This window comes from Rhodococcus erythropolis R138 (assembly GCF_000696675.2).
GTDB lineage: Bacteria > Actinomycetota > Actinomycetes > Mycobacteriales > Mycobacteriaceae > Rhodococcus_F > Rhodococcus_F erythropolis.
This window is the reverse complement of the sequence record NZ_CP007255.1, coordinates 6,036,011-6,060,600: the sequence shown is the minus strand read 5'-3', so window position 1 is coordinate 6,060,600 and position 24,590 is coordinate 6,036,011. Positions and strand designations below refer to the sequence as shown.

The following is a 24,590-nucleotide window of genomic DNA, read 5'->3' as shown; positions in this document are numbered from 1 at the left end:
GGATCCAGCACTGCGAAGGCAGAGGTATGCCCTTGAGAGGCGGTTACGCTCGTGCCATGCTGCAAGTCGCGACGAGGCGCCGGAGCCAGCCGCCGCCTGCGCGCTTCATGTTCGAGGCATTGATCGATCCGTACCGCCAGCCCGCCCGGCACTGGTTGGAACTGCTCGAGAGCGAGATCGCACCGGAGATCGTCAGGGCTGAAGAACCGGAGCTGGTGATCTGGTCGTCGATCTGGCCGGACCGTCCCGACGCCGTCATCCGATTCGACATCGAGGCGGTCGGAAACGGCACGATGCTGCGTTGGACGCTCTTCCTCGAAGATCCGATACCGTCCGAGTCGGACGTTGTCAGGATGCGAAAGCGGCTCAATACATTGATCAATGCGAATCTCAGGTTCAACTTCGGCCAATAAGTTGGATCACTGCCGCATTACTTGGTGTCGACTCGGCCGATCGGGTCGGCGTTGTCGCTGAATGCGGCCTGGGCCGCTGGCCAGCTGGTCTCATCGATGCGCAACGCGGTCCGAAGGTAGGCAGTACTCATCCGTTGGATGGCGGCGACCCGCTCTGGGTTTTCGTCAGTGGTCTCGGCGACTTCGTATCCGACGATTCCGCCGAGTGCGTGCTCGGCACCGTAGAAGGTCAGGAGGTCGGTGGCTCCTGGGCTGTGCGTGTAGGCGTCGGTGAACCAGTCAGGTCCGCGGCTGGACATCTTGGACTGGTCGTGGTCGCCCGCGACGACGAGTGTCGGCGTTGTCAGTTCCTGGAACGAGGGGCGCATGAACGGGAAGTTCGCCTGCGCGAACGGATGTAGGTTCTCGCCGCCGAGACCGGTTGCTGCGAAAAGGATTCCCGCGGTGACGCGACTGTCGGACATGTCCTGGCCGACGACCTGGCCGGCTTCGTCGAAGATCCGTGCTCCGAGGAGTGACTGAGCGGTTTGCCCACCCCAGGAGTGGCCCGTGGCGGCAACTCGACTGCGGTCGATGCGGCCGGCAAGTCCGGGCACGGCAAATTCGATGGTGTCGAGCTGATCGAGGATGCGTGTGAGATCCGCGATCCTCTCGGTCCAGATCGTCGGGAACACCGGGTGATCGAACCCGAAACCGTTCCGGCGCGAGTCCAGGTGTGTCGGCTGGATCACCACGAATCCGTGGGATGCCCAGAATGCCGTGAGTGGCGAGTATCCATCGAGGTTCCACCCGTTGCCGTGGGAGAACACCACAACGGGGAGGTTCGTGCCTGCCGCCGGAGCAGACACACGTACTTCCAGCGGGACTGGTCGATCGAGGGCGAACAACTCGACGGGGGCAACGGAGACGACCGGGGTGCCGGCGCCGATGATGCCGTTCAGCGTGTCGATCATTGATGAGGTCATGGCAAGTTCCTTGCTGAGGCTGCACCCTGCGATACTGGTTATCGGAGCGTCGCTCCGCAACATTACGGAACGTTGTTCCGTAATGCAAACATATGTCGTGAGTCAGCGAGGAGTGCACATGGCTGATGCCCAGGACGAGCAGTCGCGCGTCGCCTCTCCCAAGCAAGTCGGTCGCCCACGTCGAAGCGAGCAGGCGCTGCTCGACGCGGCGGCAGCAGTGTTCGTAGAGTCCGGAGTCGACGCTCCGGTGCGGGAGATTGCGGCGAAGGCCGGCGTCGGCATGGGGACGATCTACCGCCACTTCCCGACGCGCCCCGAGTTGGTGGTCGCCGTATACCGACACCAAGTCGAGGCGTGTGCGGACGCGGGCCCACAGATGCTCGCGGAGAGTGCAACGCCGGAGGCGGCTTTGCGGGCATGGGTGGCTTTGTTCGTGGAGTTCCTGGTCACCAAGCACGGGCTCGCCGGCGCACTGCAAGGAGACAGCGCCGGGTCCGACGCTCTGCACGCCTACTTCGTCGACCGCCTCGTCCCGGTATGTGGCTCCCTCCTGGAGGCAGCGCTCGAGTCTGTTGGCACTGCTTCGCGGGTCGATGCGTACAACGTGCTCAAAGGCATCGGGAACCTTTGTATCGGTGCTGGGTCCGATGCCCGGTACAAGGCCGAGGTCCTTGTACAACTATTCATCTCGGGCGTACTCGCGCGAGAGGTTCGTTGACGCTCGGCTCAGTCAGATCAACTCCGGATTCTCGGCGTACACCTCTTCGAGGATCGACATGTCGAACAGTTGGTCCGCCGTAATCTCCAGCCCCGCTTTCGACAGTGCTGCGATGTTCTGTTCGATCAGTTGGGGTGTCATCGTGAACAACCCGTTTGCTTTGGTATCTGCCGACACCACAAGATCGTTCTGTGCGGTGGCTTCCTTGATCTGCTCTTCGAGTTCCAGGTTCTGGTCCTTGCCGTAGACCTCGACGGCAAGCCGCGCCGACTCTGCCGGATCAGCGACCGCGTCCTTCCAGCCCTGGATCTCGGCCTTCAGGAATGCCTTGAGCTTGTCCCTCTCGTTGTCGATGGTGGACTGGAGAACCGTGAACGATTCGGCGACCAACGGCAGGTTGTAGTCCGCGAAGAGGAAGTGGGCGTTGGGGAAACCTTTGGCGGCCAGTGTGATCGGCTCGTTGGTCACGTAGGAGACCCAGCCGTCCACCTCGCCGTTTGCCAGGGGGCTCGGATCGAACTGCGCGGGCACGATCGTCATCTGGCTTTCGGTCAGGCCGTTGGCTGCCAGGAGAGCTCCGAAGACGAGCTGATTGGAATCCTGGACGCCGATCTTCTTGCCGATCATGTCCTGCGGTGAGTTGATCGGTGCCGCAGCGGAACTGACAATCGCAAACGGATTCTTCTGGAACGTCGCCCCGACGATCTTTGCCTCCAGTCCGTCGAGTACGGCGGGTGCTGTGAGCTGCGGTGCGGACATTCCGATCCACACCTTGCCGGTGTCCAAGCCGGCTTCGACGCCGGTACCGGCTGCGCCACCTGCCACCAGGTCTACATTCCCGAACCCGGCATCCTTGTAGTACCCCTTGTCGAGAGCGAAGTACTCACCGGCGAACTCGATGTTCTTGATCCAGGACAACTGCACTGCAACTGTTCCGAATTCGGAACCGTCGTCCGTGGTTCCGCCACTCGAACTGCTGGAGTCACTGCTACACGCGAGCAATGACGCACTACCGGCGACTGCGATGCCGGTCAGCGCGGAGTAGCGGAAGAAGGCCCTGCGGTCCAGCTGGCGGACGGGCTTGAATGGCGTCATGAATCGGAACACTAGGGCCAGTCGGTTTCGTTCAGTTTGCTTGGGAGAGAGAGTTTGTTGAGGTCGTGTTAACAGATGTCACGACTTGCCCGCCGAAGGACCGAAACGAGACAGAGCGATGCTTTCGAAGATCCCGACCACGGCGTAGAGGACGATCGACACCACGGTGATCACCACGATAGATGCCCACAATTCGTTGTACTGGTAGCGCGGAATGGCTTTGATCATGCTCGAACCCAAGCCTTGACCGCTACCGAGCCATTCGCCGATCAGTGCTCCGATCAAAGCGCCGGGCACTGACACCCTAGCGGCGGCGAACACCGCCGGAAGTGCGGACGGTACGGACACCATTCGCAATGCGGTCCAACGACTCCCGCCGTACGCAGCTATGAGGTCTTGTGCCTGAGCCGGAGCGGCACGTAGACCGACCATGATCATGACGAGGGCTGGGAAGAACACCACTATCGCAACCATGACCGTCACACCCACGATTCCGCGGCCGAATATCAGGACGATGATCGGGGTCATCGCAACGAGAGGAACAGATCGTAGAAGCATTGCAACGGGCATGAAAGTCTGTTCGACAGTGCGGGAAACGACGAAGATCGACGCCACCACGAGCGCGGCAGTCATTCCGACGGCAAAGCCGACACCGGCGTCGCGCAGAGTGATGAACAGGTTGTCGATGATGCCCGAACGAGCGTCGGCGGACTTAGGACCGGAGAACAGGTACTCCCAGACGTCGGCCGGCGTCTTTCCCACACGCGGGCCGACCTGGGGGAAGGCGTTGAGGAAGACCACCCAGATGACAAGCAGCAGTGCCGAGGCGATGGCAATCGGAGCGAGGAATCTCAATGTTCCTCGTACCGCGGTCATTTCTGTGCTCCCGGAGCGCTCGTCCACGGGGTGACGAGCCGGGCGATCGCTGCGACGACGGCGTATCCCAGGCCGGCGAGCAAGGCGGCGGCGATGGCCATTCCCCACGTTCGCGGGACGTTGTACGACGTCTGAGCGGCCGTGAGTGCGACGCCGATCCCGCTGTCCACCCCGCCGAGATACTCTCCGAGGATGGCACCGAGTACAGCCGAGGGTGCAGCAATCTTGAGGGCGGCAAAGGTACTCGGAAGTGCGCTCACCAGTTGAACTTTGGTGAACTTCTGCCAACGCCCACCACCGTAGGCGGCAACGAGATCGAGACTCGTCTTGTCGGCCGATCTCAGGCCAGCGAGTGTGCCGACCATCGTGGTGAAGAAGCAGTACATCGCGGCGAGAAAGATCGTGGGGGTCCGGCCGCCGAAGACGACCAGGATGATTGGGCCAAGCGCCAACAGCGGTGTGCAGTAGCTCAGAATCGCCAATTGTGTGGCCAATCCCTCGATGGGCGGAATGAGGACGACAAGCACGGCAAGCGTGATCGCCAGCAGATTTCCCCAGAGAAAGCCCTGCAGCGCACCGGAAGCCGTGACGGTGAAATTGGGTCCGTACAGCGACCAACCGTCGTCGAACATCGTCGAGACAACCACCCACGGCGTCGGAATCGTGCCTCCCGCAACACCGGCCGCCGCCAGAATCCACCAGAGAACGATCAGTCCGCAGATGCCGACTGCACCGCCGAACCACGTTGGACGCTTCAATCGGATCCGGCGCGGTACAGATTGCTGCGCCGCCGCGGTCGCGACGTTCTCGATATCGGTAATTGTCATGCGACGCCTGCTTTTCCGAAGAGCAGTCCGGAGAGGTAGTCGTGGATCTCGTGGAACTCGGGTGTACGCATCATCTCGGGAGTACGCGGGCGCGGCAGGTCGATCGGCACGACTTCGAGGACGCGTCCGGGCCTCGGCGTCATGACGGCAACGACGTCGGAGAGGAACACGGCTTCGGCGATTCCGTGAGTCACCATCAACGTGGTCGCCGGTTTCTCGGTCCAGATCCTGAGCAATTCGATGTTGAGCCGTTGGCGGGTCATGTCGTCCAGTGCGCCGAAGGGTTCGTCGAGTAGCAGGACACTCGGCTTGACCACGAGCGATCGTGCGATCGACACACGCTGACGCATACCGCCGGACAATTGAGCGGGCTTGGCCTTCTCGAATCCTTCGAGGCCGACGAGAGCGATCAGGTCGGCGATCTGGTCGGGGTCGGGATCGATGCCGGCAACCTGAAGCGGCAGTTTGATGTTGGAGGTCACCGTCCGCCACGGCAGCAAAGCCGAATCCTGGAAGGCGATTCCGAGTTCGCGGCGCTTGCGTAACTCGGCGGGCGACTGTCCGTTGACAAGTGCTGTTCCCGACGTCGGAGTGTCGAGGCCCGCAAGGATGCGGAGAACGGTGGACTTCCCGCATCCGGACGGCCCGAGCAGAGACAGAAAGGAGCCTTCGCTGGTTTGAAGGGACACGTCGGTCAGCGCGGTCACCGACCGACGACCCATCTCGAAGGTCTTGCCGAGGCCGGAGATGTCGAGACCGGTTCCAGCGGGGCGAGGTGTGGTGACGGGACTGGTCATTCCCGCACAGTACGAACGTCCGGTTGCGGTCATGTTGCCTGCGCGTCACCGCTGCGTGAGGCTGGTTCGGCGTCTCCTGTCACAGCGCCGTGGTGAGATGGACGTCTGGACGGAGTGAGGGGAGCGAAGATTGCTGAAGTTGTACCGGGCCGAGCGTTCGGACACCCTGGTCTCGGCGTTGGCCACGCTCCTCCGTACACCGCTGTCGGATCCATTCGCCCGGGAAACTGTTGCGGTGCCGGCCAAGGGCGTCGAGCGTTGGCTCAATCAGCGGCTGTCCTCCCAGCTAGGCACGTCCGGACCGTCAGCAGTGGACGGAATTTCTGCGAACATCGCGTTTCCTTCACCCGCGCGCCTGGTCGCGGAGTCCGTGGCCGCGGTCAGTGGTATCACGGCTGACGACGACCCGTGGTCGCCGACGCGATTGGTGTGGACGGTTCTCGACGTGATCGACGAGTCCCTCGGCGAGCCCTGGTGCGGAGTCCTGGCGAAGCATCTCGAAGGCCATCGTGAAGGTCGACGGTTTGCCTCCGCCACACATGTCACCGAACTCTTCCGCAGTTATGCCGCGCAACGCCCACAGATGCTGATCGACTGGGCCGCCGGGCGGTTGACCGACGGACACGGATTGGCGCTGTCGGAGGATTTCGAATGGCAGGCACGTCTGTGGTGCATCGTCGCGGACAAGATCGACGTTCCGGGGCCCGCAGAGCGACTGGGGCAAGTGAGCCGCGCGCTGGTCGAGGACCCGGCCTTGGTCGACCTACCGGAACGTCTGTCGGTCTTCGGGCCGACCCGGCTGCCGGTCGATCAGCGAATGATCTTGAGCGCACTCAGTGCGAATCGGGACGTGCACATCTGGCTCCCGCATCCCAGCCCCGCGCTGTGGACCAAGATGAGCTCGCGCATACCGCCTCGAAGTGAGAGCACGATCCGACGTTCGGAAGACGGGTCAGCGCTGATATCCGCCAATCCGTTGCTGTCGAGTCTTGCTCGCGACGTTCGTGAACTTCAGATCAGCCTCGGTGCCGCCGAGTTCGAGTCGGTGCATCTTCCCGAACCAGCCGGCCCGAAATCCCTCCTGGCGACGGTCAAGGCCGATGTCATCGCAGATCGTGCTCCCAGCGTTGCAGCGGAACCGGACGGGACAGTTCAGGTCCACGCTTGCCACGGGCCGGCACGGCAGGTCGAGGTGCTCCGCGAATGTCTGCTCCGATTGTTCGAGGACGACCCGACATTGCAGCCACGCGACGTACTCGTGATGTGCCCGGACGTCGAAACGTACGCACCCTTGGTTCGTGCTGCATTCGGGCAAGGTGTCCATGGACACCCGGGGCATCTTCTTCGAGTAAAGCTGGCAGACCGCGGATTACGTCAGACCAATCCTGTCCTGGCCGTTCTCGGCTCTCTCCTCGAATTGGCCGACGGCCGGGCCACAGCCAGTGAGGTTCTCGACCTTGTTGCGACCGAGCCTGTCCGCACACGTTTTTCGTGGGGCGACGACGAATTGGAAAGACTGCGGGAATGGACGACGGAAGCGGGTGCTCGCTGGGGAATCGGTAGTCGGCAGCGTGCCACGTTCGGTCTCGATGCATTTCCGCAGAACACCTTCAACACCGCCATGGACCGAATCTTGTTGGGGGTCAGCGCGGACGAATCGGAAAATGCCTGGTTGGATCTCGCGCTGCCACTCGATGACGTGGACGGCACAGACATCGATCTGAGTGGACGTTTCGCAGAGTTCGTCGATCGCCTGGCAGTCTCGCTTCGCGATCTTGCCGGCCCACATTCGCCGGCCGAATGGCTTCGTGTGCTGATGCGGGCCCTGGATCTACTGACCGACACTGCGCCCGCCGATTCCTGGCAGAGCGCGGGGGCCCACCGCGAACTTGTAGCTGCTGTCGAATTCGGCGGAGAGACGGTGTTACGTCTGGCCGATGTTCGCGCGATGCTCTCGCGCAGCCTCGCTGGCAGACCTACGCGGGCCAACTTCCGAACCGGCGAACTGACGGTGTGCACGATGGTTCCGATGCGTTCGGTGCCGCATCGCGTGGTCGTTCTGATCGGGCTCGACGACGAGGTGTTCCCTCGAACCGGTGGAGTCGACGGCGACGACATCTTGTCCCGTGATCCAGTTGTGGGGGAGCGTGATCTGCGCAGTGAAGACCGGCAACTGCTTCTCGATGCCGTGATGTCTGCGGGTGAGCATCTGATTCTGTTGTATACCGGTGCCGATCCGGTCACCGGTGTCGTCAGACCGCCGGCGATCCCCCTCAGTGGCCTCCTCGACGTACTCAGTGCGACGGTGGGCCCGGAAGCGATCAACGGGGTGCTGACTCGACACCCGTTGCAGTCGTTCGACAATCGAAACTTCTCGCCGGATCAGCCGTTCAGCTTCGACACGGCAGCGCTGGCCGGTGCCAGGGCTGCTGCCGGAACACCGATCGAATTGCCGACAGTCTTGTCGGCCAAGCTACTCGAGGTGCATCCGAAGGAAGTGAACCTTGCCGACCTGGTGAACTTCCTCGTACACCCCGCCCGTGGTTTTCTGCGCCAACGCCTCGGCGTCCGGGTACCGGAACTCGACGACGACATCGCGGATTCGCTGGCAACCGAGCTCGATCCACTGTCCACCTGGGCTCTGGGTGACCGAATGCTTCTCTCGCGCTTGGCTGGACGCAGCTCGGCGGATTTCCGTGCAGCCGAGTGGCGCCGCGGTACTTTGCCGCCCTACAACCTGGGCGCCTCGGTTCTGGGCAACGTCGAGTGGGTGGTAGACCAACTTGCCGGTCTTGCATTGCCACACCTCGAGGGCGACTCCGAGGCTGTCGACGTCGACATCGACCTCGGTGACGGGCGTCGTCTCACCGGAACGGTAACCGGTGTGCACGGCAATTCAGTGGTGCGAGCGTCGTATTCCTCACTGGCGCCTAAACATCGAATGACGGCCTGGATAAACCTGCTCGCCTTGAAAGCGCACGGACGACCCGGTGCGCTCGATGCAGTCTCCATCGGACGGGGTCGGGGAAAGATAGCAGCGGCACGGTCGGTGCTCGATGCGCCAGGCAATGCGGTCGAGATCCTGCAGCAACTGGTGGACCTACGCGAGCGGGGGCTGCAGCGTCCGTTGCCGATGTGGGCCGCTACTTCAGCCGAATATGCGCGCCGACGCTTTGGTGGCGAGTCGGTCGACGATGCGACAAACGGTGCGGACACCCAGTGGACCGGGCAGTACGGCGAGATGATCGATCCGAGCAACGCTTACGTTTTCGGAGAAGCTCGAACACTGGCGGAGTTGGCCGCGGATCCGCCGTCGGACGACGAATTCGTCTGGGCCGAGGAACCGACTCGATTCGGAGTTCTCGCCCGACGACTGTGGGATCCGTTGCTGACCAACGAAAGAGCGGAGTAACCCGTGGACTTCGACCTTTTGGGGCCGCTACCGACCGGCACCACGGTGTTGGAAGCGAGCGCCGGAACTGGCAAGACCTACGCGATCGTCGGACTCGCAACCCGTTGTGTTGCCGAAGGTCTCGCTGACATTTCGCAAGTTCTGCTGGTGACATTCAGCCGGGCCGCCACTCAGGAACTTCGTGAGCGTGCCAGGGAGAGGTTCGCCGGAGTGTCCGCCGCTCTGGTCGACCCGGAGGCGGCGAGGCGGTCGGATGATGATCTGGTGTCGTACCTCGCCACAGCTGACGACGAGGAGATCGGCGTGCGGCGTCGTCGACTCCTGCGCGCTCTCGCGGAGTTCGACGCCGGCACCATCACGACCACCCACAGTTTCTGTCAGAGGATGCTCGACGGACTCGGCATCGCCGGGGAACGCGAACCCGACACAACTTTTGTGGAGTCGGTCGACGACCTGATCAGTGAGGTCGTCTCGGATTTGTACCTCAGCCGCTACAGCCGGACGGACTCGTCTCCACCGTTTTCCACGAAGGACGCGCTGGCCATTGCCCGAAGCGCAGTCGGCGATGGCCAGGCAATTCTCGAACCCGACGGCGAGGAGGAGACCGCTCCCGGTCAGCGAGTCCTGTTCGCGGCGGCTGCTCGTCTCGAGGTTGAACGACGTAAGCGGACCAAAGGAATTCGCGACTTCAACGATCTCCTGACGCTGCTGCACGGCGTGTTGACGGATCCGGAATACGGCCCCGTCGCGTGCCGTCGGGTGCGCGAGAAGTTCAAGGTCGTGCTGATCGACGAGTTCCAGGACACCGATCCGTTGCAGTGGGACATTCTGCGGTTGGCCTTCCACGGACACACCACCCTGGTCCTGGTCGGTGATCCCAAGCAAGCTATCTACGCGTTCCGCGGTGCAGAAGTCCTGAGCTATCTCGATGCGGTCGATCAGGCGGATGCACACCAGGAATTGACCACCAATTGGCGCAGCGATCCAGGGTTGTTGGCGGCACTCGAACACCTCTACGGCGGCGCCGCACTGGGTAACGAGGGTATCGTCGCGCATCCAGTGGAGGCGTCGCACAAGAAGTCTCGGTTGTCCGGCCCGGTGCCGATGCGTGTACGCCATCTGCCGCGTACCGGAGCCGGACCGCTCAATCGTTCGGGATTTCCGGCCGTAGGCAGACTTCGCAGTCGCGTCGCGGACGACGTCGCAGCAGACGTGGTCGGGCTGCTGGGCAGCGATGCCCGCTTGGCGGTCGACGGTGATCCGCGCCCGGTCGAGCCGGGAGACGTCGCGGTATTGGTGCGCACCCACAAGCAGGTGGCGATGATTCGCGATGCCCTCGATGCCGTAGGTGTACCTTCCGTATTGACCGGCGGTTCCAGTGTTTTCGCGACACCCAGCGCAACACAGTGGCTGTGGCTGCTGCAGGCGATCGAGCAGCCGCACCGGTCTGATCGCGTCCGGTTGACCGCCCTCTCTCCGATTTTCGGGCGCACCGCCGAAGAATTGGACGTCGATGGCGACAACGTCGTCGCGGAACTCGCGGGTCAACTGCGCTCATACTCCGGGTTGTTCGCACGCGTCGGGTTCGCGGCCGTGTTCGAAAGGATCTCCGCCGAAACGAATCTGGAGAAGCGTGTACTCGCGGCCCCGTCCGGCGAACGAGATTTCACCGATCTGCGGCACGTCGCACAACTTCTCGGCCGCGTCGCCACCGAGGAAGCGTTCGGGTTGAGCGCATTGGTTCGCTGGCTCTCCGATCGGATCAAGGACCCGACGTCCGGGAGTGCCACCGACAGAAGCCGTCGCCTCGACAGCGATGCTGCCGCTGTACAAATCGCAACCGTGCACGCCACCAAAGGGCTCGAATTCCCGATCGTCTACGTCCCGTTCAGTTGGGAGAGCGTAGGCGGCTTCAACTCTCCGACGCAGTTGTTGCACGATCCGGATGGGCGCCGCATCCTCGACGTCGGTGGGCAGGAAGGCCCGGGGCACAACGCCAGAAAGACTGTTGCGGAGGCTGAAGAAGCGGGCGAAGAACTGCGGCTGCTGTACGTGGCGCTGACCCGGGCGCAGTGCCAACTAGTGCTCTGGTGGGCGCCAAGCTACGGGACCTCACGCTCGCCACTGCACCGGTTGATGCTCGGACGTACACCCGGCATCGCCGAACCTGCTCGGGTAGTGAAGGTGCTCGACGACGGTACAACCGCAGCACGACTCGCGACGTGGCCGGCAGCAGCTTCCGATGTGATCTCGGTGGAACCTGTTGGTCCACATCCACCGTCGCCCGTCCAGTGGTCCGGTGCAGCCGCGAACGTGACCGAACTGGCCGCGGCGCGTTTCGATCGAGACCTGGACACTCTCTGGCGTCGTACGTCGTACTCGGCACTGACCGCCGGAGCTCACCACGCGGTCACGTCCACCGACAGCGAGGTAGAGGATCCCGAAAAGGACGACGAGCCAGAGGATTCCGTAGACTTCGGGACCGTCACCCCCTCACCGCTGGAGGCGTTGCCTTCACCGATGAACGGTCTTCCGGCGGGCGCCGCATTCGGCACGCTGGTGCATGAAGTGCTCGAGGTGGTGGACACTGCTGCTTCAGACCTGAGAGCGGAACTCGGTATACGCTGCGCCGAGGCGGTCTCGGTTCGGGCGGCCGAGGTCGACTCCGAAGCACTCGCGGATGCGTTGTTGCTGGTGATGCAGACTCCACTGGGATTCGGAACCTTGGCCACGATCGCGCCGAAGGATCGTCTTCCCGAACTCGATTTCGAACTCCCACTGGCCGGTGGCGACGATCCGGTGTCGATGAGTGTCACACTTCGCGGAGTGTCGGAACTGTTGAGGCGCCACCTTCCCCCGGACGACATTCTGGCGTCGTACGCCGACCATCTTGACCGTGTCGAGACGTCACCGATGCGCGGGTTCCTGACGGGCAGTATCGACGCCGTCTTGCGGATCCCGGGCCCGTCGTTCGTGATCGTCGACTACAAGACAAATCGGCTGGGCCGCGGCGATCTGACGGCTGCCAACTACACGCGCGAACTCATGGCGACGGAGATGATGCGCTCGCACTATCCCTTGCAGGCACTGCTGTATTCGGTTGCGCTGCATCGGTATCTGCGGTGGCGACTGCCCGACTACGATCCGCATCGCCATCTCGGGGGTGCGCAGTATCAATTCGTGCGTGGGATGCTCGGCCCGGACAGTCCGCCGGAATGTGGTGTATTCGAATGGAAACCGCCTGCTCAGCTGACGGTTGAACTATCGGATCTGCTGGCCGGTCTTGATGCGTCCCACACAGTAGGGGAGAAGATTCGATGACCGAGGCGCAATTGGCGCAGCGCGCCAAAGGGATCGTGCGAATCTTCAACGAAGCCGGGGTTCTGGTTGCCGCCGACGTTCATGTCGCGACGAGAGTGTGCAGCCTGGGCGGTGAAACTTCCGAAGAAGTGATGCTAGCCGCGGCGTTGGCAGTTCGGGCCGTGCGATCAGGTTCGGTGTGCCTCGATCTACGACGGATGCGTGATGTGAGCGTCGACAATGCGACGGAAGACGAACTCACGTCGTTGCCGTGGCCCGAACCGTCGGAGATCGTTGCCGCCCTTCGCCTGAGCCCTCTGGTGATCGGCGGCAACGCCGGACCGCTCAGGCCCCTCCGGTTGGTCGACACGGACGACGGTGAGCTTCTCTACCTCGATCGGTACTTTCTGCAGGAGCAGACGATTCGGCGAGTGCTCGACGAGCGTGCGTCCACGTGGCCGCCCGCCGACCTGAAAGCGGTCCGAACGCGCCTGGATTCGCTGTTCGTCGACGAGAACGGGCCGACCACCGCCCCTGATCGTCAACGGATAGCCGCTGCTCTCGCCGCGACACAGTGGACGACGGTCATCGCCGGTGGGCCCGGAACCGGCAAAACCCATACGGTCGCACGTATTCTCGCTCTCCTGTCGGAGGAACTGGGTTCGAAGGCTCGCATCGGGCTGGCCGCACCGACGGGCAAAGCCGCAGCACGTCTGCAAGAGTCCGTACGTGAGCAGACCGCGAGCCTTGGCCTTCCCGAAGAACTAGCGGCCATGACCCTGCACCGGCTACTCGGTTGGCAGCGGGGGAGTTCGAGCCGTTTCAAATACAATGCGACCAACAGACTTCCATACGACGTGGTCGTCGTCGACGAGACGTCGATGGTCTCCCTCACCTTGATGGCGCGCCTGCTCGAAGCGGTTCGCCCCGATGCCCGTCTGCTGCTCGTCGGCGATCCCGATCAGTTGACCTCCGTCGACGCCGGCGCTGTTCTTGCTGACCTTGTCGCCCGCCCGGTAGAAGTCAGTGGAAATCCGGCGCTGACACAGTTGGTGGGTGACGATCTCACGGCCACTGGTTCCGAAGAGGCGCTGAGTGCGGATGAGCAGGATCGTCTGCGGGGCGGGATCATTCAACTCTCACGTGGGCGCCGCTTCGACGGAACCATCGCGTCGTTGGCCAGGGCAGTTCGAGCGGGAGATTCCGCTGAGGTTCTGCGCATCCTGCGTAGTGGCGATCCCGCAGTCTCCTTCCATTCTCCCGAGGACGTTGACGCATTGCGCGCCGACATCGTGGCGAGTTCAGAGGTGGTGACGGCGTCGGCCGAGGAGGGTGATGCGATCGGCGCCCTGAAAGGCCTGGAATCGCACCGCCTTCTGTGCGCGCACCGTGACGGACCGTACGGTGTCGGGCGGTGGGCGCAACAGGCGATGGAGTGGGTCGGCACGGCATCAGGGCAATTCCTGGATCCGACGAGGTGGTATCCGGGCCAACCCCTGTTGGTGACGGCCAACGACTACGAGGCCAAGATCTACAACGGGGATGCCGGGGTGATCGTGCAGCGTGAGGATGGCGTTCCTATTGCCGCATTCCAGCGGGGGAGTGATGCGTTTCTGATTCACCCGAGCCAACTCTCGTCGGTGCAGACCGTTTACGCGATGACGATTCACCGGAGCCAGGGCAGCCAGTACGACACGGTATCGGTGATGCTGCCGGCCGAAGCGTCGTCACTACTGACCCGGGAGTTGTTGTACACGGCGATCACTCGCGCCAGAAACCATGTGAGGGTAATCGGCACGGAGGATTCCGTGAGGGCGGGAGTTCAGCGACAGGTGCTCAGGGCAAGTGGGCTGCGTCGGGAGATCCGTCCGTACGACGGGCCGTGAAAGTCGGATGTTGCGGATTCTCTTGGTCATTCGTTGTATACGACGAACACCTTGCGCACGGTCTCGGTGACCGTCCACGTACCCTTCCATCCGATTGGGAAGATTGCACTCGTCCCGGCAATGAGATGTACGGGATCGCCGTCGTCCTCCTCGACGGTCATGGCGCCGGAGACGATGGTGATGATCTCGCCGCGGGTGAGGAACTCCCACCGCGACTTTCCCGGTTCGCTCTCCCAGACTCCGGATTGAATGCGGCCGTCGTCACTGGTGAACTCGACATCTGCACGAGTGATGATGTCTCCGGCGAGTGGCTCTGCACTGGGTTGGCCGAGCAGTGCTTGCTGGAAGATCCCACTTGCGCTGTTCAACTCTGCGGCACGGAAGGTAATGGTCACAATTCAATCCTGACTTTCGAAACTCATGTGAATCATCGGACTTGTCGATGATGTCGTGTGTCTGCTGGGTCGGGATAGGTTCACTTGTCGCATCTTTCGGCACTTCGCTCGTACAGGTGTCGAAAGTGCGATCGGCCACCATTCAACCGGGGTTCAGAGACCCGGCTCGCGCCGAAACGTGACCGAGCCAATGGCAAACGGCCCCGCGTCGGTGATTTCGAACGAGGGTGATCGGTTGTGAGGCCTTACGTGGTGGACGCTGTCAACGAGGTGATGAAGCGCTCGGCTGCCGCGTCGACCTCGGCGTCGGGGGTGAGCAACCTCTGCAGCAACAGTCCTCGCAGACATGCGGTTGCGATGATGCTCTGCTGCTTTGCATCCACCACTGTGAATCCTTCGCGAAGTGCTGCCGCTTCGAGGAGGTGAGCCAAGTCGTCGAGGTCGGCGGCGAAATCTTGAAATGCTTTGTGCTCGTAAACCGCAAGTCCGGCCAGGTGAAAAAAGGTGCGGCTTCGATCTTCATGCTCGGCGTTCGAGTAGAAACTCCAGATCGCCCTGCACAGGGCCGCGAACCCGAGATCTTTGCCCATCGCGGCGATGACGAGGTTGTCACGGCGGCGCGCTTCCGACAGTACGGCGCTGAGGAGACCTGGTCGTGATCCGAAGTGATAGGTCAGAAGCGTGTGGTGCACGCCGAGTCGCTCCGCTACTTGGCGCATCGACAGCTTCGGACTTGGGCCGGTTTCACCGAACTCGTCGAACAGTGCCTGTAACAGTCGCTCTCGACCCTCCCCAACCGGCGATCTCACGCTACCTCCATTGACGGGTTCACCACTGTTGAGTACGGTACCGCATATCGAATTCACCAGTGTTTAGGAGAGTGGTTTCTAATGCTCGGGAGGTCCCTTTGACTGACGTATGGTTTGCCGGCGGCATGGTCGCGGATGGATCGGGTACCGACCCGGTCGAAGTCGACGTGTGCGTGAGTGGCGGCATTGTCACAGCGATCGGACAGGCGCCGTCGGGTTCGACGACAGTTGACTTGGACGGCATGCTTCTGACTCCGGGGCTGATCGATGCTCATGTCCACCTGGGTATTTCGAGTCCGATCCGAAGGCAATTCGGGTTTGAGCTCTCGGCAGCGGAACTGGCTGCGGGCATCTTCGCCACCGCGGGCGATGCCCTCGACGCGGGCTTCACCACGGTGCGAGACGTCGGTGGCATCGACGGCGGAGTCGTCGACGTTATTGCGAGCGGCAAGGTGCGTGGTCCGCGTGTCCTCTCGTGTGGTCCTGTGCAGTGCCAGACCGGTGGACACGGCTACTACGGGGCCGCATGGGAGCCGACCGAGCTGTGGAACATGCACCACATTCCAGGGCTCTGCGCCTTGTCCTTGATGTCGGGTAATGCCGACGAGCTACGACGCAACGTGCGCGAATCGTTCCGCCGAGGGGCCACATTTCTGAAACTGTGCGTCACCGGCGGTGTCGTCGGAGGCCATGACCGCCTCACCGACACACAGTTCACCGTCGAGGAAATCTCCGTGGCAGTGGAAGAAGCAGCGTCGCGCGGCACCTACGTCACGGTCCACGCGCACAACAATGCGGGCATTCGCAACGCAGTGCGGGCGGGAGTGCGGTGCGTGGAACACGGCACCGACATCGACGCGGAGACTGCCCAGTTGATGCGCGAGCATGACGTGGCTCTGGTCCCTACCTTCGCCGTGGTCGAGCAGTTGACGGACACCGAAAGCATGGACCTGGACCCTGCAATACGAGAACGTGCAGCCGGAGTGCGTCAACGCATGGCCAGAGCGCTCGCGGCCTCTCGCGCAGCAGGCCTGAGGATCGGCCTGGGCTCGGACCTCATCGGGCCGCACCAAAAGCGCCGAGGTGAGGAGTTGCGCTTGCGCGCGGAGTTGGAGTCGCCGATGCATGCACTCGTTTCGGCCACCAGCGTCAATGCCGACATTCTCGGTATCGGGAAAACCGTCGGGACTATCCGCGTCGGTATGCAGGCGGACATGGTTGCCTGGCAGCAAGACCCACTCCGAGACGCAAAGGTGTTCGCCGATCCGGACATGGCTGCTCTCGTCGTGAAGTCCGGCAATATCGTCAAGGGAGACGTTCGATGAGCGCAATGCTGCACGGATGTTTTGCAGACACGGAGTACTTCGAAATAACGGCGAAGTCGGGGCACAGCTACGGCGTCTGGGTGACCACACCCCCCGGCTACGCGGACTCCACGGATCCCTTACCGCTGATCTACGTGATGGACGGCAACTGGGCTGTAGGTCTTACCGCCCCGCTCATCGTCACGCAGGCAGACCCGTACCTGACGGTCGCCCCGTACATTCAGGTCAGTGTCGGATATGCCGGTGAGGAGGCCGCCAACTGGGCACGGCTCCGCAACCGCGATCTCGTGCCGCCTGGGGAACCGGTAGGCGAAGAAATGATGGCTACTCTTGCCGCTGCTCGCGACTCGGGTGCAATGACCCAGGAGTACGTGGACGCCTACCTCGAGGAGCTGGCAGACACCCACGGGGACGTCTTCCTCGACTTCCTGACCAACGAACTCCACCCTCGCCTGTACTCGTCGGAGCTACGTGTCAGCGAGTCCGGGCACGGACTCTTCGGGTACTCGTACGGAGGCCTTTTCGCCCTCTACGCATGGCTGCGCGACGCGCCCCCATTCGCGACCTTCGGTGCGGGTAGTCCCGGAGTTGTGAACGCTGACAGCCAGATCCACACACTGGTCGAGGCGCTGCCCGAGCGTGGCGTGGGCTCAGTTGTGCCGCAGCTGCACGTTACGCTGAACGAAGCCGAACTGACTGGACCAATTCCGATCTATCGCGGACTGTCACGCAACGTTCTCGCCGTCGTGGAGCAGTTGCATGGCAAGGGACGGTCGCAGGATGTTTCGACCGCGTTGTTGCACGAGACGCACGTTACCGGGCTGCAGGCATCGTTCCTGAGCTACTTGAAGACCTGCCATGCACGTTAGAGCTCTCCGTCCCGGAGACGATGTGCCGCTGACACGTTCTAGGGCGATTTTCCGTAGACGCCGTTGAAGGAGAAGTCGGCTGTGGGTGTCCACCACGTGGTGGACACCCACAGCCGTGTCTATTCAGTTGTCGCGGCTATCGATTCTCCAAGCCGGACAAGACTTCTAACCCATGACCGTCCCGGTCGACTCGGCATTGGGTGCCCGAAGGCGGGAGAATGCGCCGAGGTCGATTTCGAGCCCGGTGTGCATCCCGACATAGGTCAGGGGATCAGCGTCGTGATCGTGTCCAGCTTCCACTTCGTCGATGATCCTGGACATGAGGCGCCCAGCGATGGGCGCATTTTTGAATTGGTTCCCGCTGGTGCCCATGGCGACGTAGAAACCTTGTCTGTCTGTCTTGTCGTAGATCGGGGTCCAGTCAGACGCTGCGTCGTACACGCCGGCAATACCTTTCGGTTGTGAAGGGACCTCCAGGGTGGGGAAACGCCTGGCGGCGCGGAAAACCTGCGCTTCGAATCGGGCAACAGTGCGATTCGGGTTTGCGGTATCAGGATCGTCGATCCACTCGAGCGGATCGCAATCCGGTTCGGTTCCGCCGACGAGGAAACCGTTTCCAGGTTCGGCTCGCATGTAGGTTCCGAGATCCAAATCGGCGATCATCGGGCCGAGGATCTCGTTTTCGTTGTACTCAGTGGGTGCGGTGATGTGATGGACTTCCTGACGCAAGGGCCGAACCGAAACCTTGAAGTCGGACCCGACATTCGAGAGCTTGTTGAACGCTCCTGACCAGGGGCCGGCGGCGTTGACGACAATCTTGGATTTCACACTTTCCCCGTCGTCGAGCCCTAGCTGCCATGTGCCGTCAGGCAACTGCTCGACTGCCACCACACGCGTGTTGTATGCGAAAACCGCACCGTGCGAACGTGCTGCCGCAGCAAGATTCGCGGCTGCCAGTTGCGGGTCGTCGACGAACCCCGCCTGCGGTGTGTACAGCGCGCCGAGCGTGGTTTCCGCATCTGCGAAGAAGGACTCCGAGTCGACTGGCTTCGGTGGATAGTATTTACCTGCGTCGATACCGGGAATCTTTTCGACGAGTGTCGTTGCGTCCCAAAGTTGGTAGTCGATTCCGATCTTCTCGAACAGTCCAATCGTGCGCGCGTGGGGTGCGACGTCGACATCGAGCAGTGCCATCCCGCATTGCCGAAACTTCGCAAGCGCGCCGTCGACTGTCGCGTTGAGATGCTCGTTCCAGTTTTGCCAGCAATGCAGCGACTCCCAAGCCGCAGCCATACCGTCGAATGTGGAGTAGTTGAACCGGATGACCGCACTGGATGCACTGGTCGAGCCGTAGCCCGGACCACCAGACTTGTCGATGACCAGGACTTCGTAGCCTCGAGCGGCCAGTTCGTAGGCGATGGAGCTGCCGATCACTCCAGCTCCGACCACAACTGCATCGGTCTTGTCGGTAGGCACTTTCGGCCCCTCTTTCTACTGATGGCTTCGCCGGATCGAAAGCGCAGCTATTCGATCCGGCGAGCTTGGGTTCTGGTAATTCTGACGCCGTCGACTTCCTCTGGAGACCCGTATCCCGACTTCTCGGATTCGGCTCTGCCTTAATGGATTTGGTACCTGAAAGTCCAGAGGTGTCCGTCGTCCTCAACTCTCTCGTGGCGGCCATCGGAACGCTATCGACAGCTGCTCAAAAAATCACAGCCGTGGCGCGTCCGTTGTCAGAAATGTTTCGTCGAGCTGCCCCGCGTGGCAGACCAGTCTTTCGATTCCGGAATCCCTCGCCACAGAATGGGAAGTGCGATCAAAGCGATGGCGGTCGCGTAGAAGGCAGGCGACAGATCGCTTCCAGTGGCGTTGACCAGTGCTGCGCACACCAGCGGCGCAGTTCCTGCAAAGAGCGCATATGCGATGTTGTAGGGGATTGCCGTGCCGGTGAATCGAGCATGCGTCGGCATCATTTCGAGGATTACGAGCAAAGCGGACGCGAGTAGGGAAAGCGCGATGACCAGAGCAGCCAGTGCAATGGCAATCGCGAAAATGTTTCCGGTGCCGATGAGCATGTAGCTGGGCACCGAAACGAAAACTGACATCACCATGCCGATTCTGACGAGAGGTCTCCGGCCGATTCGGTCGACCGTGGCGCCGAAGAAGATGAACAGCGGGACTGCGAGAACCAAAGCGCCGGTTGTCATCAGCAGTGCCACCGTGCTCGAAACGTCGGCTGAAAGAATCAGAAATGTCGGCATGTAGCCGAGCAGCATATGAGTAACGACACCGAGCGAGGCGAAATACACGAATGACGTGAGCAGAGTCCGCCAGTGATTGCGGAACAGATCTGTGAGAGGGCGGGTTGGAAGGGAATCGTTTTCTTTCATTTCCTTGAAAGCCGGAGTTTCCTCGACCGCAAGCCTCATGAACAGTCCCACCATGGCGACAACGCCTCCGATGATGAACGGCCAACGCCATCCCCCTTCGGCAAAGGACTCAGTGCCGACCAAGCTGAATGACAAGACTGTGACCGTGGCCAAGATGCTGCCGACGAACGACGAAGAGCTGATAATCCCTGCGTACAAGCCTCGGCGGTGAGACGGCGCATGCTCGACGACGAAGGTTGCCGCTCCGGTGTATTCGCCGCCGGCCGAGAATCCTTGAACCAAGCGACAGAGCAGCAGCAACAGCGGTGCTGCAACACCGATCGAAGCGTAGGTCGGTAAGAGGCCGATAGCCGCTGTCGAGCAGCCCATGAGCGTAATTGCCAGGGACAGTGACCTCCGCCGGCCGAGGCGGTCACCCAGTCTTCCGAAGAATATGCCGCCGGCAGGTCTGGCCAAGAATGCGACTCCGTAAAGAGCGAAGGTGGCAAGCAGTGCGCCACTGCCGAACTCCGGAGGGAAGAACACTGTCGCGAGAACTGCGGCAGTGAAACCGTAGATCGTGAAATCGAACCATTCGACGATGTTGCCTGTCGCGCCGGCGATCAGCGCCCTGCGGCGCGCCGATCGACGTCCGGGTGAAGTCTCGATTTGATGCTCTACAGGAGCATTCGCTGTACCGGTCATGAAAAATTCCTCTCGGGATATGCTGAATGGCAACGGTTTTGCGACGTCACGGTGGCCGATGTCGTTCGGAGGCATGCGAAATTGAAAGAGGCCGACCGGACCCACGTTGATCGGGCGAACGGAGGTTGCGATCGATTCCGGATCAGGGACGACGCTTTCTCACGCGAGAGCGTGTCGGCTGGCTTCGGCCCACAATGCAAATCTCACGGCTGCAACGAATCTCGTCGCTTTCGTGCAACCTGTCGTTGCTGGGTATGCCTGGTCGCGGGCCGAGCGAACACGTTCCGGGTCTCATGTGCTTCGGCATGTAGCGAGCTTATGGCGCGAAAGTTAGTTGCATCACTGTCATTCGTTCAAATTGTCGCGGATGAATTTAGTCATATGTTGCAAAACGGCGAGCGTGGCTCGTACAGTTCGACCATGGCCGGAGAACTACAGCATTTGGTGGATAATACCGGGCGCCGACTGGACCGTTCCGTTGCGATCGATGATGCACAGATCCGTCTACTCGCGTACAACTCGCATGACAGTGCCGTCGATTCAGTCAGAATGAATTCCGTTCTACAGCGGAATGTTTCACGCGAGATTGTGGACTTCATCTACGCGAGTGGAGGCCGTGAAGCCCTCGATCTCTTCACTGTTCCCGTCAACGAAGGACTAGGGCTGACCCTTGGCCGGGTCGGGATGCCGATCCGGTACCGCAATGCGCTGCTGGGCTTCGTCTGGCTGTTGACTTCAGAGGGCGAAGTTGACGAGGATCAAGCCGAGGTCTTGAGGCGCACGGCTGATGCGGCGGCGATGATCCTCCACCGCGAACAGTTGCTGGACGAGTTGTCCCGAAGTCGGGAGCGGGAACTTACTCGAGACGTACTGTCTGGCGAGCGGTCGCTGCGCGAGGACGCGGCAAGCAGATTGGCTGATGAGGGCTTGATGGCTGCGGGTCCAGCAGTCGCGGTCACTATGTTGCTTCGTCCCGTGGGCCGGTCGACATTGACCGAAAGAGATCGTCTGAGTGTTGCCGTCGGCGTCGATCAGCTTCGGCGGAGGCTCCCGCGGAACAGTGCAATCCAACTCGACCGCCCCGACCACAGTCTGTTGATCGTATCGGTGGCCGAACGCTCGACTCAAACCCATCTGGACTCGTTGATCGTGGCAGCCCGGGAGCGAGTCTTGTCTGAAAGTGGGCGCCAGAACATCGAATGTTGGGTTGGTATCGGTGAACCGCGAACCTCGGTTGCAGACGTGCGCGAATCCTACGAAGAGTCCAGACGCTCCGCAGATGTAGCCCAGGTCGTCAAGGTGCTCGGAAATGTTGTGCGTTATCGGGATCTCGGCGTCTACGGACTTCTGGCCGAACTGTCGGAGGATCGACTCGAGAACAGTATTCACTCAGGTTTGCAGTCCTTGCTCAGCCATGAGGACTCAAAAAGTGAGGCTCTTCTCGCGACGCTGGAGAGCTTTTTGGACAATGCCGGTGACGTAAAGCGAACGTCCGAGGCGCTCTGTGTGCATCGAGGGAGCCTGTACTATCGTTTGCGGCGAATTCAGGAGATAACACGCGCAGACTTGACAAACGGCGACGACCGGTTGGCATTGCATTTGAGTCTGAAAGTCGCGCGGTTGTTAGATCTCCGATGATCCCAACCGAGAAGAGGGGACTGCGGAAGAATCCAGCGGCTCAACGTAGTTCGGGGCTGGATCGTCAAGCGGGATGGTTCTGGGGTGGGAAAGGAAGCGCGTCGTACATCGGCCGGCGTGGGTTGGCTTGACCTGCTGAGACGTTCATACGTTTGATCGGGCACCTTCTATCCTCCTGTCGGCAGATGCGGCGGAGTGCAACTTTTTCGGGCATCGAAAGTGCAGAATCGTCCAGATGGGTGTCGAGCTGCGTGAAGAACGCGCGTTTTTGCAAACCGAAATGACGACGAATTTGGTCTGAGTTCGGTCCCCCGGTACGCAGATGTTTGCGCGCAAACTGGACAATTTGTTGCCGACTGCAAATAGGGGATTTCGCGTCCATCCCGTTGGCTCCCTTTACGATTGGATTGGATCAGATACCTGAGTCGGTGCGATTTTTACGCACCCCTTGACTGCAGGTCTGGTCTGATCTTTCCGAAATTGGAGACGCGGAGATATATGCAGTTGTTCGAGATCGTTCCCCCGAAATTGAACAAACGCGCCAGACTGGATTGTGGCCATTGATGCTGCACGTCTAGCCATTTGCTTGCTGCTGAGCTGGCTGGTCAGCGCGACACAGTATCGGTGATGTTGCCGGCCTATCGCCAAACGGTGAAATGGTTCTGCCAGGAGAACGACACGTTTTTGCCGGCATTCGAGACGACGACTCCGCGCGGATCGACTTCTGGGGGAAGGGGAACCGACCACATCATCTTTCCGTCGCGAGCCCGGATCGCGTGCATGCCGGTGTAGTCACTGAAGACGAAGTGGTCGCCATCGGTTACCCCGCTGCGAACCCAGTACGCGTCTTGCCAGGGCGTTTGCCACAACTGTCGGCCACTCTCGATGTCGAGACCCGAGATTGTGCGCGTCTCCGGCGACGTGACCAGGATTGTTTTTCCTACCACTGCGGCGATGGCGCTTCCCGTCCCGGCCATCGCGGTGTTGACGATTTGTGAACTGCGCCAAAGTTCGTCACCGGAATCCGGGTCGTAGGCGCCGTCGCCGAGAAACATCGGCAGGCCCGTCGAGGACTTACTTGGGTAGGACGACGATGAGTACGAGGGAATCGGTATCGCACGAATCGTGGATCCATCGGAAGCCAAGAGGTTTTGGGTTCCTGCATAACCTGACCTGCCGCCGACACTAGTCAGGAACAATCCATTTCCGGCCGGGACAAGCGAATCGCCCTCGAATCTGAATCGTTCGGCGCCGGAATCCAGATCGTAGATTCGATAGCGGTACTGTGGGTCCCCGCCATCGCCCTGTTCCATCGCAATGACAGTGTCGGTGTGAGGGACCGTGTAGACGGCCCCGAACTTCTCACTTGGTTCGAAGGTGCGAACGAAGTTGGCCGTTAAGTTGGTTGTGTTGCCGCTGGCGAGAATTCGTGTTCGAATCGTTCCGTCCATCCTTTCGCCGGACGTGTACACAGTGTCTCCGGTGATCGCGGCACCACTGAGATCGAAGTCGGTTCCGAGGTCGGACAACAGAGTTCCGGTCGCGGTATCTACAAAGATCATCCGTCGATCGCCCCAGCACGCGATGATCGTGGATTCGTTCTGCTGACTGCACTGGCCGATGACTCCGCCGATTCGCGTTTTCCACAGCGGACTTCCGTCGTCGGGATTCACACCGACCAGTGTGACGGCACCGACTCCCTGACTCGACGAAGACTCGTCGGTCTTGGGAAGGGGATAAGCAGTCGCGGCCACCATCACGTCACCGACTTGGTACGTGTTGCCGTAGCCGTAGTAGCGATCGAGGCCGGAAGGCATCGACAGCAGTACGTCGCCGGAGTTGTCCGTGAGCGTTCGAACATCGAGTTCCCAGGCTTGTTGCGGAGGATCGGAGAGGTCCACGTCGACAACCCCCTGCTCGACGATCGGACCGCCTATCTTCTGCTTCGGCGAGGCCGCCTCACTGGAGTCGGAGAGTGCCGATACGACGATGAACGCGATCGCCACGATCAACGCCAGTCCGAGGGCGACCAGTTTCCAGTGTTCCTTCAACCGAAGCTGCATCGAAAGACCGTAACCGATCGAGCAAACTGATCGGTTCGTTTCGCGGACGGCCGGCTCGATGTCGATCGCGAGATCGAGCCCACGTGCTCGGTGTGACGAAGTGTGGTGGCCTCGTACACACGAGACCA

At 61.4% G+C, this 24,590-nt stretch carries 19 protein-coding genes; 8 read left to right on the top strand and 11 right to left on the bottom strand.

Features of this window, described 5'->3' with window-relative positions; translation table 11 throughout:
• Positions 1-56: 56 nt before the first annotated feature.
• On the top strand, positions 57-413 hold the full coding sequence (locus H351_RS27775) for a hypothetical protein (RefSeq protein ID WP_029254468.1): 357 nt from the start codon (positions 57-59) through the stop codon (positions 411-413).
• A 17-nt stretch (positions 414-430) separates the two neighbouring features.
• On the opposite strand, the gene H351_RS27770 is transcribed toward H351_RS27775, so the two are convergent.
• Positions 431-1,378: an alpha/beta hydrolase family protein gene (locus H351_RS27770; protein WP_029254469.1), complete on the bottom strand. Its 948-nt coding sequence runs from the start codon at positions 1,376-1,378 to the stop codon at positions 431-433.
• A 118-nt stretch (positions 1,379-1,496) separates the two neighbouring features.
• Between H351_RS27770 and H351_RS27765 the strand changes: the two genes are divergently transcribed.
• Positions 1,497-2,096, top strand: a complete 600-nt coding sequence (locus tag H351_RS27765) for a TetR/AcrR family transcriptional regulator (RefSeq protein WP_029254470.1) — start codon at positions 1,497-1,499, stop codon at positions 2,094-2,096.
• Between the two features lie 12 nt (positions 2,097-2,108).
• Here the strand turns inward: H351_RS27765 and H351_RS27760 are convergent, their stop codons facing one another.
• The 4 genes from H351_RS27760 to H351_RS27745 all read right to left on the bottom strand — a co-directional run bounded on the left by H351_RS27760 (position 2,109) and on the right by H351_RS27745 (position 5,724).
• Complete coding sequence (locus H351_RS27760) at positions 2,109-3,191, bottom strand: ABC transporter substrate-binding protein (protein WP_020968444.1); 1,083 nt, start codon at positions 3,189-3,191, stop codon at positions 2,109-2,111.
• 78 nt (positions 3,192-3,269) lie between these two features.
• Positions 3,270-4,067 (bottom strand): ABC transporter permease, encoded by a 798-nt coding sequence (locus tag H351_RS27755; protein WP_003945590.1) that lies wholly within the window; start codon positions 4,065-4,067, stop codon positions 3,270-3,272.
• The gene (locus tag H351_RS27750) at positions 4,064-4,894 is read right to left on the bottom strand and encodes an ABC transporter permease (RefSeq protein WP_029254471.1); all 831 of its coding nucleotides are present in this window, start codon (positions 4,892-4,894) and stop codon (positions 4,064-4,066) included. Before H351_RS27750 ends, H351_RS27755 begins: the two co-directional genes overlap by 4 nt.
• A complete protein-coding gene (locus H351_RS27745; RefSeq protein ID WP_020906250.1) occupies positions 4,891-5,724 on the bottom strand; it encodes an ABC transporter ATP-binding protein in 834 nt (277 codons plus the stop codon). The genes H351_RS27750 and H351_RS27745 overlap by 4 nt, the downstream gene beginning before the upstream one ends.
• Positions 5,725-5,821: 97 nt before the next feature.
• Between H351_RS27745 and recC the strand changes: the two genes are divergently transcribed.
• Genes recC through recD form a run of 3 tightly spaced genes read left to right on the top strand, consistent with a single transcriptional unit; the run spans position 5,822 to position 14,289 of the window.
• Positions 5,822-9,103, top strand: coding sequence for an exodeoxyribonuclease V subunit gamma (gene recC / locus H351_RS27740; protein WP_029254473.1), 3,282 nt, complete (start codon positions 5,822-5,824; stop codon positions 9,101-9,103).
• Positions 9,104-9,106: 3 nt separating this feature from the next.
• Entirely contained in the window at positions 9,107-12,424 is a 3,318-nt protein-coding gene (locus tag H351_RS27735) for a UvrD-helicase domain-containing protein (protein WP_029254474.1), read from the top strand.
• On the top strand, positions 12,421-14,289 hold the full coding sequence (recD, locus tag H351_RS27730; RefSeq protein ID WP_029254475.1) for an exodeoxyribonuclease V subunit alpha: 1,869 nt from the start codon (positions 12,421-12,423) through the stop codon (positions 14,287-14,289). Before H351_RS27735 ends, recD begins: the two co-directional genes overlap by 4 nt.
• A gap of 26 nt (positions 14,290-14,315) precedes the next feature.
• Here the strand turns inward: recD and H351_RS27725 are convergent, their stop codons facing one another.
• Positions 14,316-14,684: a cupin domain-containing protein gene (locus H351_RS27725; protein WP_019746921.1), complete on the bottom strand. Its 369-nt coding sequence runs from the start codon at positions 14,682-14,684 to the stop codon at positions 14,316-14,318.
• A gap of 245 nt (positions 14,685-14,929) precedes the next feature.
• On the bottom strand, positions 14,930-15,493 hold the full coding sequence (locus H351_RS27720) for a TetR/AcrR family transcriptional regulator (RefSeq protein WP_029254476.1): 564 nt from the start codon (positions 15,491-15,493) through the stop codon (positions 14,930-14,932).
• A gap of 98 nt (positions 15,494-15,591) precedes the next feature.
• On the opposite strand from H351_RS27720, the gene H351_RS27715 reads away from it, so the two are divergent.
• Both H351_RS27715 and H351_RS27710 read left to right on the top strand, forming a co-directional pair.
• Complete coding sequence (locus H351_RS27715) at positions 15,592-16,818, top strand: metal-dependent hydrolase family protein (protein ID WP_225320273.1); 1,227 nt, start codon at positions 15,592-15,594, stop codon at positions 16,816-16,818.
• Positions 16,815-17,687, top strand: a complete 873-nt coding sequence (locus H351_RS27710; protein WP_020968453.1) for an alpha/beta hydrolase — start codon at positions 16,815-16,817, stop codon at positions 17,685-17,687. The genes H351_RS27715 and H351_RS27710 overlap by 4 nt, the downstream gene beginning before the upstream one ends.
• A 165-nt stretch (positions 17,688-17,852) precedes the next feature.
• On the opposite strand, the gene H351_RS27705 is transcribed toward H351_RS27710, so the two are convergent.
• Both H351_RS27705 and H351_RS27700 read right to left on the bottom strand, forming a co-directional pair.
• Complete coding sequence (locus tag H351_RS27705; protein WP_019746926.1) at positions 17,853-19,163, bottom strand: NAD(P)/FAD-dependent oxidoreductase; 1,311 nt, start codon at positions 19,161-19,163, stop codon at positions 17,853-17,855.
• A gap of 257 nt (positions 19,164-19,420) precedes the next feature.
• On the bottom strand, positions 19,421-20,761 hold the full coding sequence (locus tag H351_RS27700; RefSeq protein ID WP_037120120.1) for an MFS transporter: 1,341 nt from the start codon (positions 20,759-20,761) through the stop codon (positions 19,421-19,423).
• A gap of 420 nt (positions 20,762-21,181) precedes the next feature.
• Here H351_RS27700 and H351_RS27695 point away from each other — a divergent pair, with 420 nt between their 5' ends.
• Complete coding sequence (locus H351_RS27695) at positions 21,182-22,399, top strand: PucR family transcriptional regulator (protein ID WP_029254477.1); 1,218 nt, start codon at positions 21,182-21,184, stop codon at positions 22,397-22,399.
• Positions 22,400-22,463: 64 nt separating this feature from the next.
• Here the strand turns inward: H351_RS27695 and H351_RS31920 are convergent, their stop codons facing one another.
• Positions 22,464-22,781, bottom strand: a complete 318-nt coding sequence (locus H351_RS31920; RefSeq protein ID WP_139047402.1) for a hypothetical protein — start codon at positions 22,779-22,781, stop codon at positions 22,464-22,466.
• 256 nt (positions 22,782-23,037) lie between these two features.
• Positions 23,038-24,462, bottom strand: a complete 1,425-nt coding sequence (locus H351_RS27690; RefSeq protein ID WP_029254478.1) for an outer membrane protein assembly factor BamB family protein — start codon at positions 24,460-24,462, stop codon at positions 23,038-23,040.
• Positions 24,463-24,590 lie beyond the last annotated feature (128 nt).

What these genes read in the sequence shown, in the direction of transcription:
- H351_RS27775 (WP_029254468.1), top strand. Translation starts at nt 57, where the DNA reads ATGCTGCAAGTCGCGACGAGGCGCCGGAGCCAGCCGCCGCCTGCGCGC.
- H351_RS27770 (WP_029254469.1), bottom strand. Translation starts at nt 1,378, where the DNA reads ATGACCTCATCAATGATCGACACGCTGAACGGCATCATCGGCGCCGGC.
- H351_RS27765 (WP_029254470.1), top strand. Translation starts at nt 1,497, where the DNA reads ATGGCTGATGCCCAGGACGAGCAGTCGCGCGTCGCCTCTCCCAAGCAA.
- H351_RS27760 (WP_020968444.1), bottom strand. Translation starts at nt 3,191, where the DNA reads ATGACGCCATTCAAGCCCGTCCGCCAGCTGGACCGCAGGGCCTTCTTC.
- H351_RS27755 (WP_003945590.1), bottom strand. Translation starts at nt 4,067, where the DNA reads ATGACCGCGGTACGAGGAACATTGAGATTCCTCGCTCCGATTGCCATC.
- H351_RS27750 (WP_029254471.1), bottom strand. Translation starts at nt 4,894, where the DNA reads ATGACAATTACCGATATCGAGAACGTCGCGACCGCGGCGGCGCAGCAA.
- H351_RS27745 (WP_020906250.1), bottom strand. Translation starts at nt 5,724, where the DNA reads ATGACCGCAACCGGACGTTCGTACTGTGCGGGAATGACCAGTCCCGTC.
- recD (WP_029254475.1), top strand. Translation starts at nt 12,421, where the DNA reads ATGACCGAGGCGCAATTGGCGCAGCGCGCCAAAGGGATCGTGCGAATC.
- H351_RS27710 (WP_020968453.1), top strand. Translation starts at nt 16,815, where the DNA reads ATGAGCGCAATGCTGCACGGATGTTTTGCAGACACGGAGTACTTCGAA.
- H351_RS27700 (WP_037120120.1), bottom strand. Translation starts at nt 20,761, where the DNA reads ATGACCGGTACAGCGAATGCTCCTGTAGAGCATCAAATCGAGACTTCA.
- H351_RS27695 (WP_029254477.1), top strand. Translation starts at nt 21,182, where the DNA reads ATGGCCGGAGAACTACAGCATTTGGTGGATAATACCGGGCGCCGACTG.
- H351_RS31920 (WP_139047402.1), bottom strand. Translation starts at nt 22,781, where the DNA reads ATGGACGCGAAATCCCCTATTTGCAGTCGGCAACAAATTGTCCAGTTT.
- H351_RS27690 (WP_029254478.1), bottom strand. Translation starts at nt 24,462, where the DNA reads ATGCAGCTTCGGTTGAAGGAACACTGGAAACTGGTCGCCCTCGGACTG.